Here is a 20,183-nt window from a genome sequence, read left to right as displayed (position 1 = left end):
GGATTGTAGCGTGCCCCCCGCGCCAATCCCAAAGCGAGCCGTCGCAGTTGGCGTGCAGTGACCCGTTACATATTGCGACGCAATGAACCGATTCGACCGTTAGCACTCAATAGCGAGGAGTGCTAATCTTGCACGCAAGGGAGGAATGCACCATGACCCATGCTTTGATTGTTCCGAATCTGCCGGTGGCGGGCGCCCTCGGCAACATCGACAGCTACATCCAGGCCGCGAACCGCGTGCCGCTGCTCACTGAAGAGCAGGAGCAGGCGCTTGCCCGGCGTTTCCGCGACGAGGAAGATCTCGAGTCCGCGCGCGCGCTCGTGATGTCCCATCTGCGCCTCGTGATCGCCATCGCACGCGGCTATCTTGGCTACGGCCTGCCGCACGCGGACCTGATCCAGGAAGGCAACATCGGCCTGATGAAGGCAGTGAAGCGCTTCGATCCGGATCGCGGGGTGCGCCTGGTGTCGTTCGCGATCCACTGGATCAAGGCCGAAATACACGAGTACATCCTGCGCAACTGGCGCCTCGTGAAAGTGGCAACAACCAAGGCGCAGCGCAAGCTGTTCTTCAACCTTCGCAGCCTCAAGCACAGCAGCAACACGCTGAATCCGGCTGAAGTCCGCGAAGTGGCGAAGACGCTGGGCGTCAAGCCGGAGGAAGTCGTCGAGATGGAAACCCGTCTGACCGGGCAGGACATCGCGCTCGAGGGCAATACCGACGACGACGACCGCGACAGTGCCCGCATGGCGCCGATCAGCTGGCTGACTGACAGCGCGGCCGAACCGCTGGAAGTGATGGAAGCGGCGCAGGACGTGCGTCTGCGCGAAGAAGGCCTGCAGTCGGCACTTGCCGCGCTCGATGACCGCAGCCGCACCATCGTGCAGCGCCGCTGGCTGGCTCAGGAAGGTGAATCGGCCACGCTGCATGAACTGGCCGACGAGTACGGCGTGTCGGCCGAACGCATTCGGCAGATAGAAGCGAAGGCCATGCAGAAAATGAAGGCCACCATGCACCGTGCGCTGGGCATGGCCGCCTGACCCGTAGCACGGCCGCGACCGATCTCGGCTGGAAAAAAAAGCGACCTTCGGGTCGCTTTTTTTTCAGCCGGCTGCGAGCAGGGTTTTCAGGTCCTGCGCAATATTGGCAGCCGTCTCGCCGTGTCGGATGAACAGCCGCAGGCGGCCCTGCACATCATGGACATAGGTCCCGGCGGAATGATCCATCGCGTACTGGCCTTCCGTATTGCCGGCAACCTTCTGGTAGAAGATCTTGTATTCCTTGGCCGTGGCGGCGGTCGTCTCGGCGTCGCCGCGCAGGCCGACGAAGGACGAGTCGAACTTGGGCACATAACCCGCGAGGAGCTCTGCCGTATCGCGTTCCGGATCGATCGTGATGAACAGCACCTGCACCTTCGCCGCGTCCGGTCCGAGCAGATCGAGCACCTGCTTCATCGTCGCCAGGCTGGTCGGGCAAACATCAGGACAATGCGTGAAACCGAAGAACAGCGTGACCAGCTTGCCCTTGTAATCGGCCAAGGTACGCGGTTGACCGGTGTGGTCGGTCAGTGTGAAACCCCGGCCGTATTCGGCACCGGTCACGTCGATGCTTCGATAACTGGGGCCGGACGGACTACAACCCGACAGTGCGACAGCAAAAAGCGCGGTCGCGAAGAGGCGGCGGTTCATAGCGGGATGTAGTGATCGACCAGCAGCGCTGCGAACAGCAGGGACAAGTGCCAGAGCGAAAAGCGGAACGTGCGCCTGGCGAGATCGTCGGAGTAATTGCGCATCAGGCGCCAGGCGTAGGCGATGAAGATGCCGCCGAGCACCACCGCTGCCGCGAGGTAGATCCAGCCACTCATGCGCGAGGCAAACGGCAGCAAGGTAACCGCGAAAAGGATCAGGGTGTAAAGAAACACCTGCAGCCGGGTGTATTCGGCACCATGGGTCACCGGCAGCATCGGCAGGCCGGCCTTGGCGTACTCCTGCGTGCGGTAGAGCGCCAGCGCCCAGAAATGGGGCGGCGTCCATGCGAATATGATCAGAAACAGCAGCAGTGCGTCGGAAGACACTTCGCCGGTCACCGCGGCCCAGCCCAGCACCGGCGGCATCGCGCCGGAAGCACCGCCGATCACGATGTTCTGCGGCGTCGCGGGCTTGAGTACGATCGTGTAGATGATGGCGTAGCCGATGAAGGTCGCCAGCGTGAGCCACATGGTCAGCGGATTGACCCAGTGGTAAAGCAGGGTCAGGCCGACACCGCCGACCACACCCGAAAAGATCAACGTTTCGAGCGAATTGACCTCGCCACGCGGCAACGGACGCGCCCGCGTGCGCGCCATCACGGCATCGATCTTCTGTTCCACCAGGCAGTTGATTGCAGCGGCGGCGCCCGCCACCAGCCCGATCCCCACGGTGGCAGCCAGCACGACCCCCATCGGCGGCAGCCCCTGCGGCACCGCGAGGAACATGCCGATCACCGCGCAGAAAACGATGAGCTGGACGACGCGCGGCTTGGTCAGCTGCAGGTAATTGGCCAGCCTCAGCGACAGGGGCGGTAGATCAAGCCGCATGGCTTTCATGGAAAACTCCGGGATAGCGTTGCTGCGCGGTCGCGCGAAGGCGATAGTTTATCAGCACCATCACGATCACCAGCGCCGCGGCACCACCGTTGTGTGCTGCAGCCAGCGGAAGCGGCAGGCTGAACCAGACATTTGCCAGGCCGAGCAACACCTGCAGCACCAGAATCACCAGCAGCACTGTCGAAAGCGCTGCATGGCCGGCTCTGCGCAGACCAAACGCCAGGGACACCAGCACGAACGTCGCGACGACGGCGCCAACTCGATGCATCCAGTGAATCGCCGTCAAGGCTTCGATGGTTAGCGTCTCGCCATCGGCACCGACGCCCAGCTCACGGATGACGTGGAATCCGTTGGCGACATCCATTTCCGGCACCCAGGCGCCACGGCAGGTCGGCAGGTCGGAACAGGCCAGCGCCGCGTAATTCGTGCTGACCCAGCCACCCAGCGTGATCTGCGCTGCGAGCACCACGAAGGCCGACATGGCGAACAGGCGCAGCGCCGGACTGACGGTGATGCGGGATGGCGCGAGCGTGCGCGCATACAGGCAGACCAGCAGTGCGAGCACGGTCAGGCCGCCGATAAGGTGGCCGGTGACAATGGCCGGCTTGAGCAGCATGGTGACCGTCCATTTGCCGAACATCGCCTGCAGGCCTACAACGCCTATGAGGGCTGTCGCCAGCCAGGGCGACGCCGCAGGATCGTGCCGGTTGCGCCACGCAAGCGCGGCGATGCCGACGATGCACAAGCCGACGATGCCCGCAAAATAGCGGTGAATCATTTCCTTCCATGCCTTGGCAAAGGTCACCGGACCGTGCGGGTCGGCCTCCTGCGCAGCGGATATGTGATCGGACGCCTGGGTCACGGTAGCGTGGCCGTAACAGCCGGGCCAGTCAGGACAACCCAGCCCGGCGTCTGACAGTCGCACGTAGGCGCCGAGCACGATCAGCGCGAAGGTCATCGCCAGGGTGGCGAGCAGCAGCTTGCGGTAGGTATTCATCAGCCGAGCCTCGAGTACTTCATCAGTCGTTGGAAATCCTTGATCATCTTCTTCGGGTCCGGCTCATCCGGATAGCGCATCATCAACTGCCCGAGCGGATCGACGAGGTAGATTGCTCGGGCATGCGCCGGCTCCCGGATCAACGCAGCCAGGGTGGCGGAGCCCTCGGCGCGCACGATGTGCATGCCTTCGACGGCTTCGACCAGCTTCGCCTGCGGCGATGTCGCGTCATTGAGTAGCCACACGCGCTCGATGCGGTCCTGGTGCTCGCCCTGCGCCTTGCGTACCTGGCGGATGAAATAGAGCGATTGCTCGCAGCGAGCATCGCAAGCGCCGCTGTCGGCGAGCACCAGCGTCCAGCGACCCTTCAGACTGTCGAAATCGAATGACTTGCCGGCGATCGACGTCAGCGCCTCTTTCGGCAGGGGCTCCGGTGACAACAGCTGCCCGTAGTTGACCGTGCTGTCAGGTCGCCAGAGGTAATAAAGCGCGTATGAGGCGATCAGCGGCAGCGTGCACACCAGACCGATTACAACCAGCGTCTTCTTGCCGTTCAAGACTTCTCTCCTGTTTTCTTCATGGCGGCGAACAGTCCGGACAACGCCGTGACGAGGGCGAAGGCGTACCACTGGCCTGCGTAGGCGACATGTTTGTCGATGCCGAACTCTGGCTTCAGACGCTCGCGCGTCAGACCGTCCGCAGGCCCACCGTGCTGCGCGAAAATGAATGGCGCCAGTTCCAGAGAACTGGCGCGTGCAACGCGATCAACCGTCACGTTCTGCCACACCTTGCCCTCGACCGAATCCGCCGACAGCTCGACGAACTTCGACTCGGCACGCACTACGACGCCTTCGATGCGCTGCACTCCGGGTTCGGTCACAACAGCCGGCAGGTCTTCGCGCAGGCGACCGCCGCGTACCCAGCCACGATCGACCAGCACACAGCGCACAGCCGTCTGGCAAAGCGGCATGAATACGCCGTAACCTACCTGACCATTGCGTACCCGGTTATCGGCGTAGATCAGCACGCTGGCGTGCCACACCCCTTCGATCGTGGCATTCGAATATTCGGGCGGAGCGACCGGCCCCCATTGGGTGACGTCGAGCGCAGGTGCGGCCTGGGCACGTTCAAAGTCGGCCAAAAGACCCTGCTTGTAGTGCGCGCGAGCGGTTTGCCATTGTGCGGCACCGATCGTGACGACGATGACCAGCGCGCAGATCAGCGCGGGCCAGAATCGGATCACGAAAGTACGACGGGCGAAAGTGAACTGGGTCATTGCGATGAGATGTCCGGGATACACTGGACATCTTGAAAAGGGAATCGTTTGATGCGCTATCTCGTAATCGTCGTATTGCTGTTCATCATTGCCAGCCTCGGTTCGGCGTTGTTCTTCCTGTTCCGCGATACGGGGAACTCAAGCCGGATGATGCGCGCGCTGGCGCTACGTGTCGGTCTGTCGATCGCGCTGTTCGTCGCACTGACGCTGAGCTACCGCTTCGGGCTCATCGAAGGAAAACTCTGAGCGACGGCTTCGTGGCGTTGCCGTGCCCAGCAGCGCTCGTTTCATCAAGCGGTTCAGCAGTGGATCGGATCCACGAAAAAAAGCGCCGCACGATGTGCGGCGCCGAGTATTTATTTTTTAAGGGCTCTTGTTTGATACCGGCCCACTCTCCTCCTCGCTAATTCCGTTCCGTCAGATCCAGTAGACCACCACGAAAAGCAGCAGCCAGACGACGTCAACAAAGTGCCAATACCAGGCAACCGCTTCGAAGCCGAAATGGTTTTGCGACGTGAAATGTCCGGCAAAGACGCGGCACAGTATCACGATCAGCATCGTTGCACCAATGGTGACGTGAAAACCGTGAAAGCCCGTCAGCAGGTAGAACAGCGATCCGAACACGCCGGTCGTCAGTTTGACGTTCAGGTCGCTGTAGGCGTGCGTGTACTCGTAGACCTGGAAACCCAGAAATACGACGCCGAGCAGGATGGTCAGAAACAGACCGAACTTCAGCTGTCCCCGGTTGTCGTGCAGCAGGCCGTGATGCGCCCACGTCAGCGTGGCGCCTGAAGTCAGGAGCAGGAAGGTGTTGAGTGCCGGTATGCCCCATGCGCCCATCGGGGTGAACGGGCCGCCATCGTACGCCGGGCCGGGGTTCGGCCAGGCGTTCGTCGCCTCAGGCCACAGCAAGGCCTGATGTTCGAGCGACGCGAGATCAGGGATGGCCAGCACACGCGCGTAGAACAGCGCGCCAAAGAAGGCCGCAAAGAACATCACCTCCGAAAAGATGAACCAGCCCATGCTCCAGCGGAAAGACATGCCGACGCGCTTGTTGTACAACCCGCCTTCCGACTCGTGGGCAACCTTGCGGAACCAGATGAACATCATGTACAGCAGCGTAAGGATGCCGGCACCCAGAACGTAAGGGCCACCCTGGATCGCGTTCATCGTCAGCACTGAACCCAGTGCAAACAACAGCAGCGCAACCGAGCCGGTGATCGGATAGGTCGATGGCGACGGCACGAAGTAATACGGTGCTTGGTGAGGCGTATTCGAACTCATTTTGTAATTTTCCTTCCCGTTATTCTTTCAAGCAATACTGATCAGAACTCTCACAACCACCAGCAACGTGATCACGAACAACGCGGCGGCCACGACGCCCGTGATGATAACTTGCACCGGTGTCAGAGACGCCGCTGCTGCGTCATGATTGCGCTTTCCCCGCACACCGGCGAACGCGGACAACACGGTCACTACATTGCGGAACACGCTGGCCATGTTCAACCTCCTGCGCCAGCACTGGCGTCGCGTGCGGGCACCGAAGCCGTCGCACCGGGAACCTCGAAGAAGGTGTACGACAGGGTGATGGTATTGATGTCCTTCGGCAGCGAAGGCGATACCAGGAAAGCCACCGGCATCCGCCGCACCTCACCCGCCGAAAGCGTCTGCTGCTTGAAGCAGAAACACTCCATCTTCTGAAAGTACTGCATCGCAGCCGACGGCGTGTAACTCGGAATCGCCTGCCCCGTAACCGCGTTCTGACGCGTGTTCGACACCTCGTACTCGATCGTCACGACTTCACCCGGGTGTACCACCATTGAACCCGTCACCGGTTTGAAATTCCACGGCAGCTTGTGCAGGTTGGCGTCGAATTCGACCGTCACGCTGCGCGAACGGTCAACCTGGGTGTTCAGAGGCAGGCTGTTGTCCTGCTTGTTCAGGTTGTTGACGTCCAGCACCTGGCAGAGCTTTTCGTAGAACGGCACCAGCGCATAGCCGAAGCCGAACATCAGAAATGCAGACACGATCAGCCGCACCAGCGTCGAGCGGTTGCGTCTTTCGGACACCGTTCCGCCCTGTTCCGGCGTTGTCATTGGCCGGACAACCCGTAACGAACCACAAACGCCACGAACACGGCAATCGCAGTCCCCGCCAGCCACACCGCAGTACGTACGTTGCGGCGGCGGAGCTCGTCATCACTTGAGGTCACAGCGGCGCTCACTTGAAGACCGGAGGCGTTTCGAAGGTGTGATGCGGCGCCGGCGACGGCACCGTCCACTCAAGACCTTCGGCACCATCCCACGGCTTGGCAGAGGCCTTCTCGCCACCCTTGATGCACTTCAGCACGACGACCAGGAACACCAGCTGCGACAGACCGAAGCCGAAGGCACCGATCGACGAGATCATGTTGAACTCGGCAAACTGCAGCGAGTAGTCCGGGATACGGCGCGGCATGCCTGCTAGGCCGAGGAAATGCTGAACGAAGAAGGTCATGTTGAAGAACACGATGGACAGCCAGAAATGCAGCTTGCCCAGCTTTTCGTCGTACATGTGGCCCGTCCACTTCGGCAGCCAGTAGTAGGCGCCGGCGTAGGCGGAGAACAGCGCGCCCGCGACCATCACGTAGTGGAAGTGCGCCACGACGTAGTAGCTGTCGTGCAGCTGGATATCCACCGCCGTCATCGACAGCACCAAGCCGGAGAAGCCGCCCAGCGTGAAGAGGAACAGGAAGCCGATCGAGAACAGCATCGGAGTTTCGAAGCTCAGCGAACCGCGCCACATGGTGGCCACCCAGTTGAACACCTTCACGCCGGTCGGAATGGCAATCAGCATCGTGGCGAACATGAAGTACAGCTGACCGGCAACCGGCATGCCCACCGTGTACATGTGGTGTGCCCACACGATGAAGGACAGGATGGCGATAGACGAGGTCGCGTAGACCATTGAAGCGTAACCGAAAAGCGGCTTGCGCGAGAAGGCGGGAATCACCTGCGACACGACTCCGAAAGCCGGGATCGCGATGATGTACACCTCGGGATGGCCGAAGAACCAGAAGATGTGCTGGTAAAGCACCGGGTCACCGCCGCCCGCAGCGTTGAAGAAGCTGGTGCCGAAGTGACGGTCGGTCAGGATCATCGTGACCGCACCAGCCAGAACCGGCATCACCGCGATGACCAGGTAGGCGGTGATCAGCCAGGTCCAGCAGAACAGCGGCATCTTCATCAGCGTCATGCCCGGCGCCCGCATGTTCAGCAGCGTCGTCACGATGTTGATCGAACCCATGATCGACGAAATGCCGAGGATGTGGACCGCGAAGATCGCCATGTCCATGCCGATGCCCATCTGCACGGTCAGCGGCGGGTAGAGCGTCCAGCCCGAAGCAGCGGCACCGCCCGGCACGAGCAGCGACGAGGTGAGCAGGATGGCCGCCGGCGGCAGCAGCCAGAACGACCAGTTGTTCATGCGTGCGAACGCCATGTCGGATGCGCCGATCATCAGCGGAATCATCCAGTTCGCGAAGCCGACAAAGGCCGGCATGATCGCGCCGAACACCATGATCAGACCGTGCAGCGTCGTCATCTGGTTGAAGCGGTCGGGATCAACCACCTGCAGGCCGGGCTGGAACAGCTCGGCGCGAATGACGAGCGCCATGACGCCGCCAACAAGGAACATCGCGAAACTGAACCACAGATACATCGAGCCGATGTCCTTGTGATTCGTTGTGGTCACCCAGCGCATGATGCCGCTGGGCTGATGGTGGTCGTGATCGTGTGCGTGGTCGGCACCGCCCGGAATCGCAGCCATTGTTGCTCTCCTGAAAATCTAGAATGTTGACTGAAGGTTCGGAGACGGTCGCTTATTCGCGCGCCACCTTGATGTCCGACGGCTGAACGACTTCACCTGTGGCATTGCCCCAGCTGTTCCGGGTGTACGTGATCACGGCTGCCAATTCGGTATCGCTCAGGTGCTTGAAAGCAGCCATCGCCGTACCCGACTTGCCGTTCAACAGGATGTCGATCTGTCCGTCCTGCGGGCCGAGCACGACCTTGGAACCCACGAGTGCCGGGAAGGCAGGCGGCAGACCCTGACCGTTGGCCTGATGACAGGCTGCGCAGTTGGCAGCAAACACCTTCTCTCCGCGCGGGGTCAGTTCTTCGACGAGATACATCTTGTTCGGGTCGTCAGCGGCGGCAGCCATCGCCTGTTTCTTGCCGTCAACCCATGCCGCGTACTCTTCTTCGGTCACGATCTTGACGACGATGGGCATATAGCCATGTTCCTTGCCGCACAGCTCCGCACATTGCCCGCGATAGGTGCCCGTCTTCTCGGCGCGGAACCACGTATCGCGGATGAAGCCCGGCACCGCATCCTGCTTGACCGCCAGCGCGGGCACCCACCACGCGTGGATGACGTCGTTTGCGGTCGTCAGGATGCGGATCTTCTTGCCGACAGGAACGACAAGCTCATTGTCGACCTCCAGCAGGTAGTTCTCGCCCTTGGCGACTTCGTTGCGCACCTGCGGCTGCGGCGTGGACAACGTACTGACGAAGCTGATGCCTTCGCCCTCGCCCTTCAGGTAGTCATAACCCCATTTCCACTGATACCCCGTCGCCTTAATCGTGATGTCCGCATTGGTGGTATCGCGCATCGCGAGAATGGTTTTCGTCGCGGGCCATGCCATGCCGAGCAGGATGAAAACCGGAACGATGGTCCAGAGAATTTCAACCGTCGTGCTTTCGTGGAAGGTCGCAGCCTTGTAACCGGCGGACTTGCGATGCACAAACACAGACCAGAACATCACACCGAACACGGCGACGAAAATGACGCCACAGACGATGGTCATCAGCAGGTGCAGGTCGTAGACGTCGCGACCGAGCGCCGTGATCGGCTCCTGCAGATTCAGTTTCATCTCTGCCTGGGAAACACCCGAAAGCAGAAACAAACCCATCGCTGCCCAAGCCCGACGGGCAATGGGCAAGCCACCTCTTGATAGCGCCATAATGCAACCCCAGATTTATGTTGTGATTGGTTCTGTGAAACGGTGATTCCAGACAACGGCCGAGCAACAAACAGCAAAACAGCTAAACACGTCTTTCCCGCAATCTTCCAGCAAGATCACGCGCAAGTTTCGCGCGACCTTTTTCGTCCAGGTAGCGACCGACCGTCACTTGTCTGTCGCGACACCGTACAACGACTTCCGAACCGAAACCTACCTTCCGCGTTTCAACTCTTGCCCATGCCGGTGCGAACTCGTATCGGCTCACACGCGTTTTTTCGCAGACCTCGACAAGCAAACGCTCGTCGTCGAGATGAATGCGTTCAAAGTCACCTACCCTGCGCCCGTACGCAATGAACGCAAGCCCGAGCGCGCTGATTTCCAGCCCGGCAAACGGGAACACCCACCACACGCCGACTGCCGCCCACGCAGCCGCGATCGCCATCGACAGCGCACAGGTGACCAGGAAAAAAGTCAGTAGCGCGCGCGGCGACATCGAACAATTGCGGCGGGCTTCAATGCTGAACTCGCTGGATTGGCTGAGCACTGCAGACAAGTGGACTGCCTCGGAAGTGGAGCTCCCCTGATACGACCACTGCGGGCCGCTTGGCAATCGATAAGCTAGCACACGCCCCCTCGCTTATCAATATCGCAGCGGCGCAAAACGCAAGACGCGTTCCTCACATCGCCGACGGATCAAGTCGATTCAGCAACTTGCGGTGGACGCCGCCAAAGCCGCCATTGCTCATCACGAGCACGTGGTCGCCGGGAAGCACCACGCTCATCAACTGATCGAGCAGCGCATCGATCGACAACGCGACCCGCGCCCGCTGCCCGAGCGGCGCCAGTGCAGCGACAGCATCCCAGCCCAGGGAATCACCCCCGAGACAGAAGGTCAGGTCGGCAGATTCGAGTGCAGCGGGCAGGCGTGCCTTCATCACACCGAGCTTCATCGTGTTCGAACGCGGCTCGATGACGGCAAGGATGCGCGCCGTACCCACCTCCGTGCGCAGGGCGCGGATCGTTTCCTCGATGGCGGTCGGGTGGTGCGCAAAGTCATCATAGACCGTCACGCCGGCCGCCTCGCCAATCCGCTCCAGCCGTCGACGGATGCCCCGGAATGTCGCGAGCGATTCGAGCGCATGTTCTGGCCGCACGCCGACATGGCGCGCCGCGAGCATGGCCGCCAGCGCGTTGTTCGCGTTGTGCATTCCGGGCATCTCAAGCCGGCCCGCAACATCCTCGCCGGCAGGACCGCGCACGTGCAACGCCTGTCCGGCCCCCGTAACCTGCCAGCCAGACGGCGTGTTGAACCACTCGACTTCGCTCCAGACGCCGCGCGCCAGCACGCGGTGCAGGGATGCTTCGGCGCCATTGGCAATGATGCGGGCGCTTTCAGGCATGGTGCGCACGAGGTGGTGGAACTGGGTCTCGATAGCAGCCAGATCAGCGAAGATGTCGGCGTGATCGAACTCGAGATTGTTCAGAATGGCGGTACGCGGCCGGTAGTGAACGAACTTCGACCGCTTGTCGCAGAACGCAGTGTCGTACTCATCGGCCTCGATCACGAAGAACGGCGCGTCGCCCAGTCGCGCCGACACACCGAAATTCAGCGGCACGCCGCCGATCAGGAAACCGGGCTTCAGTCCGGCGTCCTCGAGCATCCAGGCCAGCATCGAAGTCGTTGTCGTCTTGCCGTGCGTGCCGGCGACCGCGAGCACCCACCGCCCGGCCAGCACGTGTTCCGCCAGCCACTGGGGCCCGGACACATAAGGCAATCCGCGATCCAGCAAAACTTCCAGCAGCGGATTGCCGCGTGACACGGCATTGCCGACGACGAACAGGTCAGGTTCGAGATCGATCTGCGCCGGATCGTAGCCCTCGATCAAATTGATACCCAGCTGTTCGAGCTGTGTGCTCATCGGCGGATAGACGCCGGCATCGCAACCGCTGACCTGATGTCCGGCCTCGCGCGCCAGTGCGGCAACACCGCCCATGAAGGTGCCGCAGATGCCGAGGATGTGAATGTGCATGGCTGGGTGATGTGACAGAATGGCCGCAGATTCTATCAACCCGGGCCCGTGCCCATCCTCTGCAGCATCCGCCATGCGCCCCAGCAACATGAGACGGCAGATCGCAAGCACTGCCGCGCGACTGATCGCCGAAGAAGGCATCCGTGACTACGGGCTCGCCAAACGCAAGGCAGCACGTCAGCTCGGCATCGGCCCGAACGAGGAACTGCCGACCAACCTCGAGATCGAGGAGGCGGTGCGCACCTACCAGTCACTGTATCTGGCCGACGAACAGCCGGAACAGCTGCGCATGCTGCGCAGCGCAGCCATTACGCTGATGGCCGAACTCGTACGCTTCAACCCCTACGCCACCGGCGGCTTGGTGGATGGGACAGCAGGACGCTTCACGGCGATCGAACTGCAGGTATTCGCCGACAGTGCAAAGGAAGTCGAACTGTTCCTGCTCAACAACGGTGTCGATTTCGATTCGCGTGACCCGCGCCGACCCGACCGGAACAGCCCCGAAACCACGCTGCTTTTCGAGTGGGATGACCTGCCGGTGGAACTGGCGGTTTTCCCGGCCGGTCTTGAACGGTCGAGAGGGCGCGAGAGGCTGCGCGCCGAATCGCTGCGCGCCCTGCTGGACAACGAGGAGATCGAGGAATGAACATCTGGTTGCGACGCACCCTGATCGCCGCCGTCGTGCTGGCTGCCGGCGCCGCTGGCGTATGGAGCGCCATGTCGCGGCAACCGAAGCTGGACGCAGCGTCGACCGCCATCGGCGCCAACCGTCTCGAAGTGCTCCAGCTGGCCGACGCCAGCGGCACAGGCATGCCCTTCTCGGCTTGGCGCGGCAAGCTTCTGGTGGTGAATTTCTGGGCCACCTGGTGCCCGCCGTGCCGCGAGGAAATGCCCGGTTTTTCGCGCATTGCCGGACGACTGCGCGATCGCGGCGTGCAATTTGTCGGCATCAGCATCGACAGTGCAGACAACGTGCGCCAATACCTGCAGGAAGAAGCGATCGACTATCCGCTGCTCATCGGCGGTTCAGACGCCATACAGATTTCCGCAGAACTGGGGAATTCAGCGCAGGGCATGCCATTCACCGTGATCTTCGCACCCGACGGCAGCGTGGTCGAACGCAAGCTGGGCACCTACAAGGAAGCGGAACTGGAAGCCATCCTGCTGGCAAGGTTGCGCTGAGCGCACTTTCGTCGGCTGGACAAATTGCAGCCAAGTCCGGCAAACTTGCAGCCATGCAGCCTACAACTCGCCGCAAGGCGTCAAAAACTGCCGCGCAGCCCGACAGTGTCGTAAAGCCTGCCACGACGCGTCGCTTGCTTGTCCTGCACGGGCCCAACCTGAATCTGCTGGGCTCGCGGGAACCCGACATCTACGGTCATCTGACACTGGCCGACATCGATGCCCGGCTGAAAGTGACTGCGCTGGAGCGCGGCGTGGTCATCGAATGTTTCCAGAGCAACCATGAAGGCGAACTGGTCACGCGCATCCAGCACGCGCGTGCCGAACACATCGATTTCATCCTCATCAACCCGGCCGCCTACACTCACACCAGTGTGGCCATTCGCGACGCCCTCGCGTCGATCAGCATCCCGTTCGTCGAGGTTCACCTGTCGAACGTCCACGCACGGGAAGCGTTCAGGCACCACTCTTACCTGTCGGACATCGCCGTGGGCGTCATCTGCGGACTCGGTGCTTACGGTTATGAAGCCGCTCTGGAGTTCGCACTCCGCCGGCTCGACACCACACAATAATTAAACATGCACAAACACCGCGCCACGCACGTGGGCGGTTCTTGCGGGGAAAATCATGGATTTGCGCAAACTCAAGAAGCTGATCGATCTGGTACAGGAATCGGGTATTTCGGAACTCGAGGTCACCGAGGGCGAAGAAAAGGTGCGTATTGCAAAGCACATGCCCCCCACCATGCAGACCACCTATGTATCGAGCCAGCCGCCGCAGCAGGCGGCACCGGCCGCTGCCGTTGCCTCCCTGCCCGTCCTGCCGGTCGAGGCGGCTCAGCCTGAAGGCCATGTGGTCAAGTCGCCGATGGTGGGCAGCTTCTACCGCTCGTCCTCCCCGGGCGGAAAATCATTTGTCGATATCGGCCAGACTGTCGTGGTCGGCGAAACGCTGTGCATCATCGAAGCGATGAAGCTCATGAACGAGATCGAGTCGGACGCTGCCGGCGTCGTGAAGGCAGTGCTGGTCGAGAACGGCCAGCCGGTCGAATATGGCCAGCCTCTGTTCATCATCGGCTGAGCGCGGACCCAGAACGATGTTTGAAAAGATACTGATCGCAAACCGCGGCGACCAGCTGCCCTCGGGCAGCACAGCGACGAAGTCAAATCGCACGACGGCCAGGGGCCGTCAGGGCGGTTTCGCCGCGGAGGTTACCCATGTTTGAAAAGATACTGATCGCAAACCGCGGCGAAATCGCCCTGCGCATCCTGCGTGCCTGCCGCGAGCTGGGCATCCGCACGGTGGCGGTGCATTCCGAAGCCGACACCGAAGCGAAGTACGTCAAGCTTGCCGACGAATCGGTATGCATCGGCCCGGCGCCGTCCAGCCAGTCCTACCTGAACATCCCGGCCATCATTTCGGCGGCCGAGGTGACCGATTCGGAAGCCATTCATCCGGGCTACGGTTTCCTGTCCGAAAACGCCGACTTTGCCGAGCGGGTCGAACGCAGCGGTTTCGTATTCATCGGCCCGCGCCCGGAAACCATCACGCTGATGGGTGACAAGGTATCGGCCAAGGATGCGATGAAGGAAGCGGGCGTGCCGGTGGTGCCCGGCTCGGAAGGCGCGCTCGGCGATGACCCGAAGGAAATCATCCGTATCGCGCGTGGCATCGGCTATCCGGTGATCATCAAGGCCGCCGGCGGCGGCGGCGGACGCGGCATGCGTACCGTACATACCGAAGCGGCCCTGCTCAATGCGGTACAGATGACGCGGACGGAAGCGGGGGCAGCGTTCAACAACCCCTCGGTGTACATGGAGAAGTTTCTCGAAAACCCGCGCCACATCGAAATCCAGGTGCTGGCAGACGCACACCGCAACGCGGTCTATCTGGGCGAGCGCGACTGTTCCATGCAGCGGCGGCACCAGAAGATCATCGAGGAAGCACCGGCGCCCGGCATTCCGGCCCGCATCATCGCGCGCGTCGGCGAACGCTGCGCCGAAGCCTGCCGGCGCATCAACTATCGCGGCGCCGGCACCTTCGAGTTCCTGTTCGAGAACGGCGAGTTCTATTTCATCGAAATGAACACCCGCATCCAGGTGGAACATCCGGTGACGGAACTGATCACCGGCATCGACCTGGTGCAGGAGCAGATCCGCGTGGCTGCAGGCGAAAAGCTGCGCTTCAAGCAACGCGACATCAAGCTGACCGGCCATGCGCTGGAATGCCGCATCAACGCCGAAGACCCGTACAAGTTCACACCCAGCCCGGGCAAGATCACCGGGTATCACCCGCCGGGCGGCCCGGGTGTGCGCGTCGATTCGCACGTCTATCAGGGCTACACCGTGCCGCCCTATTACGACTCGATGATCGGCAAGGTGATCACCTATGGCGACACCCGCGACCAGGCAATCCGCCGCATGAGCATTGCCCTGTCGGAAATGATCGTCAGCGGCATCAAGACCAACATCCCGCTGCACCAGGAGTTGATGCAGGACGCGCGCTTCGTCGACGGCGGCACCAGCATCCACTACCTCGAACAGAAGCTGGCGGATCAGGTCCTGGCCAAAGCCAAATGAGCACCGACGACCAGCCCGTGGGTGCAGCAGGCGGCTGGATCACCGTCACGCTGCTGGCTGATTCGCTTCACGCCGAAGCACTGTCGGACGCGCTGCTCGACGCCGGCGCGCTGTCGGTCGACATCGAGGACGCCGATGCCGGCACGCCGGACGAAAGACCCCAGTTTGGCGAGCCCGGGCTGCCGGTGGCGGTCGAGTTGTGGCCGCATTCGCGCCTTCATGCGCTGTTCGAACACGACGCCGATCTCGCCTCCGCAATGGTCGAAGCAGCCGAGGCGGCAGGTCTGACCGCACCGCCTCCCTATACGACATCGCAACTCGACGAGCAGAACTGGGTGCGCATCACGCAGGCCCAGTTCGACCCGATCCGCGTGTCGGACCGACTGTGGATCGTGCCCTCCTGGCACGCCCAGCCCGACCCGGCGGCCATCAACATCACGCTCGATCCGGGCATGGCCTTCGGCACCGGTTCGCACCCGACCACCCGGCTCTGCCTGGAATGGCTGGACCGCGAAATCACCGGCGGCGAAACCGTCATCGACTACGGATGCGGTTCGGGCATCCTTGCACTGGCGGCCTCGCGGCTCGGCGCGGCGCGGGTGACCGGCACCGACATCGACCCGCACGCACTCGACGCCGCGCGCTACAACGCCGAGCGCAATGGCGCCATACTTGAACTGATGCATTCGCGCGAAACCATCGACCATCAGGCCGACATCGTGGTGGCCAACATACTCGCCAACCCGCTGACCGTGCTGGCGCCGCTGTTATGCGGCCTGATGCGGGGTGGCGGGCGCATCGCGCTGTCCGGCATCCTGTCCGCCCAGACCGACATGGTGTGCGACGCCTATCGCCCGGCCTTCGAACTGGAGGTTGCCGGCGAGCGCGACGGCTGGGTGCTGCTGACCGGGACACGCCTCTGATGCTGTCCCGCTGCCCGGCCTGCGCCACCGTCTTCCGCGTCGATACGGTGCAGATCCGGGCACGCGAAGGCCGCGTGCGCTGTGGCCGCTGCCATGCCGTATTCGATGCACTGGACGCGATGGTCGACATCGCCACCCTGCGTGCGGCCGGGCCGGTCGCCACCGGGATCACGCCGGAGACCCCACCGTTGTCGCCGGCGTCGGCCACGTTCGTTGCGGACAAGACCCCTGTAGTCGACGACGCGCCTATCAGCGATTATTCACGCATCTTCGCAGTTGCAGCGACTGACGAGACTGACCGCCCGCCTGCACCGCGCGAAGAAAGCCATGCCACGCTGAATGTGGTCGATGCGCCCGAAGTCCGGGTGAGCACCGAACCGTCTGCCGTCACGGCCGACCTGCTCACCGACCCGGCGCACCTCACGGAGCCGACCGGCCAGCCAATGCCCGAAGCGGGTGGCAGCATGGACGCGCTGGTCGCGCGCACCACCGACTACTGGGGCATGCCCTCGCCGTCCGAACCGTCGGCCGTCACATTTCCCGAACCGGCTGCCACGCACGAACTCGACCCGGACGTCACGCAGCCGCTCGACATTTTCGAACTGGACGCTGCGGCCGGGCCCCAACCCGACCCTGCGGACGAACCGGGCCCATCGGCGGATTCGGCGGATGCGCCGCCTTCGCACAGTTTGCCGGCCGAGGACGCGCTGGTCGCGGCAACCCTTGAGGGGCCTGCAGGCCCTGCGGCCCCCTCGCCAGACGACGCCATCGACGGAACCGCCCCCGAACCCGGTCCCAGCGGCTACACAACCGTCGAGGTGTCTGCCCCACCCCCTGCGCCCGCGCGTGACCCGCTGCTCGATCCGCCGCCGGCGCTCGAACCGGTGCGCGACCCGGCCATGCAGCGCATCCGGCGCGAACTGTACGGCGACGAAGAGCCGGCAACGCGCAGCGGACTTCAGACCTTGCTCTGGACCGCCGGCTGCCTGCTGCTCGCGCTGGTCGCAACGAGCCAGCTGGCCTATCACTTCCGCACCGAGCTTGCGGTTGCCCAGCCCGCGCTCAAGCCCTTGTTCGAGCAGGCGTGCGCGCGCATCGGCTGCAGCGTGCCGGCGCCGCGCGAACCGGACAAGGTCAGCATTGAGGCGTCGGAACTGACGCCGGAACCTGGTCGCGAGCCGCTGTTGCGCTTGTCGGCGTTGTTGCGCAACACCGCCGCATTCGAGCAGGAATGGCCGCATCTCGAACTGACGCTGACCGATACCGGCGACCGCGCCGTCGTGCGGCGCGTGCTGACGCCGTCGGAATTTCTGCCTCCGGACGCCCGCGCGAAGGGTTTCGCTCCGGCTTCGGAACAGACGGTCGGCGTGCTGGTCGACCCGGCGGAATCCGGTGCCAGCGGCTACCGCCTGTACGCCTTCTATCCCTGACCCCGGCGCGTCAGCGCCGGCCCCTACACCGACACCGAGGACACTGCGATGACCCAGACCGTATTGCTGGCAGGCACGCCCATCCATCTCGCCGGACATTTCCCCGTGCGGGGGTCGCGGGCACCGTCGTTCACGCTGGTCGGAACCGATCTGGCCGACGTTGCGCTGGCCAGTTTCGGCAGCCGGCGCAAGGTGCTCAACATCGTACCCAGCCTCGATACGCCGGTCTGCCAGGCATCGACTCGCCGCTTCAACGAGCAGGCCGGGCAGATGAACAATACCGTCGTGCTGGTCATTTCGGCCGATCTGCCGTTCGCGATGAAGCGCTTCTGCGAAACCGAGGGATTGTCCAACGTGGTGTCGTTGTCGACGCTGCGCGGTCGCGAGTTCATGGCGAACTACGGTGTGGAGATACTCGATGGACCGCTGGCCGGGCTGACCGCCCGCGCCGTCATCGTGCTCGACCCGAACAACGGGGTACTGCATGCCGAGCTGGTGCCGGAAATCAAGCAGGAACCCGACTACGACGCCGCACTGGCTGCGCTGAGGTAGGCGACTACCCAACCACCCGGTCACCGCAGATGGAAGAAAGTCCGTTCAAGGGCAAGACCGGCCTGCGCCGGCTGCTCAATGCCACGCGTTACTCCGCCGAAGGGCTGGGTGCAGCGTTCCGCCACGAAGACGCCTTCCGGCAGGAGGTGATCGCCGCCATGGTGCTGATTCCGCTGGCGATCTGGCTGGGCAATACCGGCATCGAGCGCTCGCTGATGGCTTTTGCGGTGCTGCTGGTGCTGATCGTGGAACTGCTGAATTCGGCGATCGAAGCGACCGTCGATCGCATCTCGCTCGAAAACCACCGTCTCGCCAAGCGCGCCAAGGACATCGGCTCGGCGGCGGTGATGCTGACGCTGCTGAACCTGGGTCTGGTGTGGGGACTGATACTGGTGCAGCGGATCTGAAGATCACGGGCGCTGGCGGCGCGAACGCCTCGACGGGCGCCGGCTCAGACCAGATCCAGCCCTGACGTCACATTCAGGTTGCGGTCCTGCGCTTCCTTGCTGTTGAGCTTGATCTGCAGCCGCAGGTCGTTGACCGAGTCGGCGTTGCGCAGCGCGTCTTCGTAATTGATGCGACCGGCTTCATACAGGTCGAACAGCGCCTGGTCGAAGGTCTGCATGCCGATCTCGCGCGAGCGCTTCATCACGTCCTTGATCTCGCCCACATTGCCCTTGAAGATGTGATCGGCGATCAGCGGCGAGTTCAGCATAACCTCGATCGCGGCCGCGCGCCCCTTGCCTTCCTTCATCGGCACCAGACGCTGCGAAATCATCGCGCGCAGATTCAGCGACAGATCCATCAGCAACTGCTCGCGCTTGTTCTCGGGGAAGAAGTTGATGATGCGGTCGATCGCCTGATTGGCGCTGTTGGCGTGCAGCGTGGCCAGACACAGGTGGCCCGTTTCGGCGAACTGGATCGCGTGCTCCATCGTTTCGCGATCGCGGATTTCACCCATCAGGATGACGTCGGGCGCCTGGCGCAGCGTATTTTTCAGCGCGATTTCCCAGTCGGCGGTGTCCAGCCCGACCTCGCGTTGCGTCACGACGCAGTTCTTGTGTTCGTGCACATATTCGATCGGGTCTTCGATCGTGATGATGTGACCGTAGCTGTTGGTGTTGCGCCAGTCGACCAGCGCCGCCAGCGACGTGGTCTTGCCGGTACCGGTGCCGCCGACGAAGATGGTCAGGCCGCGCTTGGCCATCGCCACGTCCTTCAGCACGGTCGGCAGTCCCAGTTCGTCGAGCGTCGGAATCTTGGCGTTGATGGTGCGCAGCACGCAGCCGATCTTGCCCTGCTGCACGAAGGCATTGACGCGGAAGCGGCCGATGCCGGCCGGCGAGATCGCGAAATTGCATTCCTTCGTGGATTCGAATTCGGCCGCCTGCCGGTCATTCATGATGGCGCGCGCCAGTTCGGCCGTGTGCTGCGGCGTCAGCGACTGGTTGGACTGCGGAATGATGCGGCCGTCCACCTTGATGGCCGGCGGAAATCCTGCGGTCACAAACAGGTCCGACCCGCGTTTGGTCGCCATCAGGCGCAGCAGGTCGTACATGAATTTCAGTGCCTGATCTCTTTCCATCTACGCTCTCCGCTGCGATTGACGCGATTGATGCTGCCGACGT

At 62.6% G+C, this 20,183-nt stretch carries 25 protein-coding genes; 11 read left to right on the top strand and 14 right to left on the bottom strand.

The window, feature by feature from the left end; genetic code table 11:
• The first annotated feature begins 152 nt into the window (after positions 1-152).
• Positions 153-1,040: an RNA polymerase sigma factor RpoH gene (gene rpoH / locus NMQ16_RS11790; protein ID WP_069039206.1), complete on the top strand. Its 888-nt coding sequence runs from the start codon at positions 153-155 to the stop codon at positions 1,038-1,040.
• A 63-nt stretch (positions 1,041-1,103) separates the two neighbouring features.
• Here rpoH and NMQ16_RS11785 read toward each other — a convergent pair whose 3' ends face one another.
• From NMQ16_RS11785 to NMQ16_RS11765, 5 genes are read right to left on the bottom strand one after another with little or no spacing between them, the layout of a single operon-like run.
• Positions 1,104-1,688 carry an SCO family protein gene (locus NMQ16_RS11785; protein WP_257080860.1) on the bottom strand — a complete coding sequence of 195 codons (585 nt, stop codon included), beginning with the start codon at positions 1,686-1,688 and terminating at the stop codon, positions 1,104-1,106.
• The gene (gene cyoE / locus NMQ16_RS11780; protein WP_257080859.1) at positions 1,685-2,584 is read right to left on the bottom strand and encodes a heme o synthase; all 900 of its coding nucleotides are present in this window, start codon (positions 2,582-2,584) and stop codon (positions 1,685-1,687) included. Before cyoE ends, NMQ16_RS11785 begins: the two co-directional genes overlap by 4 nt.
• Entirely contained in the window at positions 2,565-3,581 is a 1,017-nt protein-coding gene (locus NMQ16_RS11775; RefSeq protein ID WP_257080858.1) for a heme A synthase, read from the bottom strand. Before NMQ16_RS11775 ends, cyoE begins: the two co-directional genes overlap by 20 nt.
• Complete coding sequence (locus NMQ16_RS11770; protein ID WP_257080857.1) at positions 3,581-4,138, bottom strand: hypothetical protein; 558 nt, start codon at positions 4,136-4,138, stop codon at positions 3,581-3,583. Before NMQ16_RS11770 ends, NMQ16_RS11775 begins: the two co-directional genes overlap by 1 nt.
• Positions 4,135-4,857, bottom strand: coding sequence for an SURF1 family protein (locus NMQ16_RS11765; protein ID WP_257080856.1), 723 nt, complete (start codon positions 4,855-4,857; stop codon positions 4,135-4,137). Before NMQ16_RS11765 ends, NMQ16_RS11770 begins: the two co-directional genes overlap by 4 nt.
• Positions 4,858-4,908: 51 nt before the next feature.
• Between NMQ16_RS11765 and NMQ16_RS11760 the strand changes: the two genes are divergently transcribed.
• Complete coding sequence (locus NMQ16_RS11760; protein ID WP_257080855.1) at positions 4,909-5,103, top strand: twin transmembrane helix small protein; 195 nt, start codon at positions 4,909-4,911, stop codon at positions 5,101-5,103.
• A gap of 171 nt (positions 5,104-5,274) precedes the next feature.
• On the opposite strand, the gene NMQ16_RS11755 is transcribed toward NMQ16_RS11760, so the two are convergent.
• The 8 genes from NMQ16_RS11755 to mpl all read right to left on the bottom strand — a co-directional run bounded on the left by NMQ16_RS11755 (position 5,275) and on the right by mpl (position 11,889).
• Positions 5,275-6,141 (bottom strand): cytochrome c oxidase subunit 3, encoded by an 867-nt coding sequence (locus NMQ16_RS11755; protein WP_257080854.1) that lies wholly within the window; start codon positions 6,139-6,141, stop codon positions 5,275-5,277.
• 27 nt (positions 6,142-6,168) lie between these two features.
• Positions 6,169-6,357 (bottom strand): DUF2970 domain-containing protein, encoded by a 189-nt coding sequence (locus NMQ16_RS11750; protein ID WP_257080853.1) that lies wholly within the window; start codon positions 6,355-6,357, stop codon positions 6,169-6,171.
• Between the two features lie 2 nt (positions 6,358-6,359).
• On the bottom strand, positions 6,360-6,953 hold the full coding sequence (locus NMQ16_RS11745; RefSeq protein ID WP_257080852.1) for a cytochrome c oxidase assembly protein: 594 nt from the start codon (positions 6,951-6,953) through the stop codon (positions 6,360-6,362).
• Positions 6,950-7,069, bottom strand: a complete 120-nt coding sequence (locus NMQ16_RS11740; RefSeq protein ID WP_257081072.1) for a cytochrome oxidase small assembly protein — start codon at positions 7,067-7,069, stop codon at positions 6,950-6,952. The genes NMQ16_RS11745 and NMQ16_RS11740 overlap by 4 nt, the downstream gene beginning before the upstream one ends.
• An 8-nt stretch (positions 7,070-7,077) precedes the next feature.
• Positions 7,078-8,664: a cytochrome c oxidase subunit I gene (gene ctaD, locus NMQ16_RS11735; RefSeq protein ID WP_257080851.1), complete on the bottom strand. Its 1,587-nt coding sequence runs from the start codon at positions 8,662-8,664 to the stop codon at positions 7,078-7,080.
• A 52-nt stretch (positions 8,665-8,716) separates the two neighbouring features.
• Positions 8,717-9,769, bottom strand: coding sequence for a cytochrome c oxidase subunit II (gene coxB / locus NMQ16_RS11730; protein ID WP_257080850.1), 1,053 nt, complete (start codon positions 9,767-9,769; stop codon positions 8,717-8,719).
• A gap of 172 nt (positions 9,770-9,941) precedes the next feature.
• Entirely contained in the window at positions 9,942-10,403 is a 462-nt protein-coding gene (locus NMQ16_RS11725; protein ID WP_257081071.1) for a DUF2244 domain-containing protein, read from the bottom strand.
• Between the two features lie 133 nt (positions 10,404-10,536).
• Positions 10,537-11,889 (bottom strand): UDP-N-acetylmuramate:L-alanyl-gamma-D-glutamyl-meso-diaminopimelate ligase, encoded by a 1,353-nt coding sequence (gene mpl / locus NMQ16_RS11720; protein ID WP_257080849.1) that lies wholly within the window; start codon positions 11,887-11,889, stop codon positions 10,537-10,539.
• Between the two features lie 88 nt (positions 11,890-11,977).
• Here mpl and NMQ16_RS11715 point away from each other — a divergent pair, with 88 nt between their 5' ends.
• The 9 genes from NMQ16_RS11715 (at position 11,978) to NMQ16_RS11675 (ending at position 18,962) form a co-directional block, all read left to right on the top strand.
• Positions 11,978-12,535, top strand: coding sequence for a nucleotidyltransferase (locus tag NMQ16_RS11715; RefSeq protein WP_257080848.1), 558 nt, complete (start codon positions 11,978-11,980; stop codon positions 12,533-12,535).
• The gene (locus NMQ16_RS11710) at positions 12,532-13,071 is read left to right on the top strand and encodes a TlpA disulfide reductase family protein (RefSeq protein ID WP_257080847.1); all 540 of its coding nucleotides are present in this window, start codon (positions 12,532-12,534) and stop codon (positions 13,069-13,071) included. Before NMQ16_RS11715 ends, NMQ16_RS11710 begins: the two co-directional genes overlap by 4 nt.
• Before the next feature lie 53 nt (positions 13,072-13,124).
• Positions 13,125-13,643, top strand: coding sequence for a type II 3-dehydroquinate dehydratase (gene aroQ / locus NMQ16_RS11705; protein WP_257080846.1), 519 nt, complete (start codon positions 13,125-13,127; stop codon positions 13,641-13,643).
• A gap of 55 nt (positions 13,644-13,698) precedes the next feature.
• Complete coding sequence (accB, locus tag NMQ16_RS11700) at positions 13,699-14,151, top strand: acetyl-CoA carboxylase biotin carboxyl carrier protein (RefSeq protein WP_257080845.1); 453 nt, start codon at positions 13,699-13,701, stop codon at positions 14,149-14,151.
• A 137-nt stretch (positions 14,152-14,288) separates the two neighbouring features.
• Positions 14,289-15,650, top strand: a complete 1,362-nt coding sequence (accC, locus tag NMQ16_RS11695; RefSeq protein ID WP_257080844.1) for an acetyl-CoA carboxylase biotin carboxylase subunit — start codon at positions 14,289-14,291, stop codon at positions 15,648-15,650.
• On the top strand, positions 15,647-16,573 hold the full coding sequence (gene prmA, locus NMQ16_RS11690; protein ID WP_257080843.1) for a 50S ribosomal protein L11 methyltransferase: 927 nt from the start codon (positions 15,647-15,649) through the stop codon (positions 16,571-16,573). Before accC ends, prmA begins: the two co-directional genes overlap by 4 nt.
• Entirely contained in the window at positions 16,573-18,003 is a 1,431-nt protein-coding gene (locus tag NMQ16_RS11685; RefSeq protein ID WP_257080842.1) for a DUF3426 domain-containing protein, read from the top strand. The genes prmA and NMQ16_RS11685 overlap by 1 nt, the downstream gene beginning before the upstream one ends.
• A 48-nt stretch (positions 18,004-18,051) precedes the next feature.
• On the top strand, positions 18,052-18,555 hold the full coding sequence (gene tpx, locus NMQ16_RS11680; protein ID WP_257080841.1) for a thiol peroxidase: 504 nt from the start codon (positions 18,052-18,054) through the stop codon (positions 18,553-18,555).
• A gap of 29 nt (positions 18,556-18,584) precedes the next feature.
• Complete coding sequence (locus NMQ16_RS11675) at positions 18,585-18,962, top strand: diacylglycerol kinase (protein WP_257080840.1); 378 nt, start codon at positions 18,585-18,587, stop codon at positions 18,960-18,962.
• Between the two features lie 44 nt (positions 18,963-19,006).
• Here NMQ16_RS11675 and NMQ16_RS11670 read toward each other — a convergent pair whose 3' ends face one another.
• Positions 19,007-20,140 carry a PilT/PilU family type 4a pilus ATPase gene (locus NMQ16_RS11670; RefSeq protein WP_257080839.1) on the bottom strand — a complete coding sequence of 378 codons (1,134 nt, stop codon included), beginning with the start codon at positions 20,138-20,140 and terminating at the stop codon, positions 19,007-19,009.
• Positions 20,141-20,183 lie beyond the last annotated feature (43 nt).

The sequence above is a fragment of the Methyloversatilis sp. XJ19-49 genome, from assembly GCF_024580145.1.
Taxonomy (GTDB): Bacteria; Pseudomonadota; Gammaproteobacteria; order Burkholderiales; family Rhodocyclaceae; genus Methyloversatilis.
This window is presented reverse-complemented; position numbering and strand designations above follow the sequence as displayed.

What these genes read in the sequence shown, in the direction of transcription:
- rpoH (WP_069039206.1), top strand. Translation starts at nt 153, where the DNA reads ATGACCCATGCTTTGATTGTTCCGAATCTGCCGGTGGCGGGCGCCCTC.
- NMQ16_RS11785 (WP_257080860.1), bottom strand. Translation starts at nt 1,688, where the DNA reads ATGAACCGCCGCCTCTTCGCGACCGCGCTTTTTGCTGTCGCACTGTCG.
- cyoE (WP_257080859.1), bottom strand. Translation starts at nt 2,584, where the DNA reads ATGAAAGCCATGCGGCTTGATCTACCGCCCCTGTCGCTGAGGCTGGCC.
- NMQ16_RS11775 (WP_257080858.1), bottom strand. Translation starts at nt 3,581, where the DNA reads ATGAATACCTACCGCAAGCTGCTGCTCGCCACCCTGGCGATGACCTTC.
- NMQ16_RS11765 (WP_257080856.1), bottom strand. Translation starts at nt 4,857, where the DNA reads ATGACCCAGTTCACTTTCGCCCGTCGTACTTTCGTGATCCGATTCTGG.
- NMQ16_RS11760 (WP_257080855.1), top strand. Translation starts at nt 4,909, where the DNA reads ATGCGCTATCTCGTAATCGTCGTATTGCTGTTCATCATTGCCAGCCTC.
- NMQ16_RS11755 (WP_257080854.1), bottom strand. Translation starts at nt 6,141, where the DNA reads ATGAGTTCGAATACGCCTCACCAAGCACCGTATTACTTCGTGCCGTCG.
- NMQ16_RS11750 (WP_257080853.1), bottom strand. Translation starts at nt 6,357, where the DNA reads ATGGCCAGCGTGTTCCGCAATGTAGTGACCGTGTTGTCCGCGTTCGCC.
- NMQ16_RS11745 (WP_257080852.1), bottom strand. Translation starts at nt 6,953, where the DNA reads ATGACAACGCCGGAACAGGGCGGAACGGTGTCCGAAAGACGCAACCGC.
- ctaD (WP_257080851.1), bottom strand. Translation starts at nt 8,664, where the DNA reads ATGGCTGCGATTCCGGGCGGTGCCGACCACGCACACGATCACGACCAC.
- coxB (WP_257080850.1), bottom strand. Translation starts at nt 9,769, where the DNA reads ATGAAACTGAATCTGCAGGAGCCGATCACGGCGCTCGGTCGCGACGTC.
- mpl (WP_257080849.1), bottom strand. Translation starts at nt 11,889, where the DNA reads ATGCACATTCACATCCTCGGCATCTGCGGCACCTTCATGGGCGGTGTT.
- NMQ16_RS11715 (WP_257080848.1), top strand. Translation starts at nt 11,978, where the DNA reads ATGAGACGGCAGATCGCAAGCACTGCCGCGCGACTGATCGCCGAAGAA.
- NMQ16_RS11710 (WP_257080847.1), top strand. Translation starts at nt 12,532, where the DNA reads ATGAACATCTGGTTGCGACGCACCCTGATCGCCGCCGTCGTGCTGGCT.
- aroQ (WP_257080846.1), top strand. Translation starts at nt 13,125, where the DNA reads ATGCAGCCTACAACTCGCCGCAAGGCGTCAAAAACTGCCGCGCAGCCC.
- accB (WP_257080845.1), top strand. Translation starts at nt 13,699, where the DNA reads ATGGATTTGCGCAAACTCAAGAAGCTGATCGATCTGGTACAGGAATCG.
- accC (WP_257080844.1), top strand. Translation starts at nt 14,289, where the DNA reads ATGTTTGAAAAGATACTGATCGCAAACCGCGGCGAAATCGCCCTGCGC.
- prmA (WP_257080843.1), top strand. Translation starts at nt 15,647, where the DNA reads ATGAGCACCGACGACCAGCCCGTGGGTGCAGCAGGCGGCTGGATCACC.
- NMQ16_RS11685 (WP_257080842.1), top strand. Translation starts at nt 16,573, where the DNA reads ATGCTGTCCCGCTGCCCGGCCTGCGCCACCGTCTTCCGCGTCGATACG.
- tpx (WP_257080841.1), top strand. Translation starts at nt 18,052, where the DNA reads ATGACCCAGACCGTATTGCTGGCAGGCACGCCCATCCATCTCGCCGGA.
- NMQ16_RS11675 (WP_257080840.1), top strand. Translation starts at nt 18,585, where the DNA reads ATGGAAGAAAGTCCGTTCAAGGGCAAGACCGGCCTGCGCCGGCTGCTC.
- NMQ16_RS11670 (WP_257080839.1), bottom strand. Translation starts at nt 20,140, where the DNA reads ATGGAAAGAGATCAGGCACTGAAATTCATGTACGACCTGCTGCGCCTG.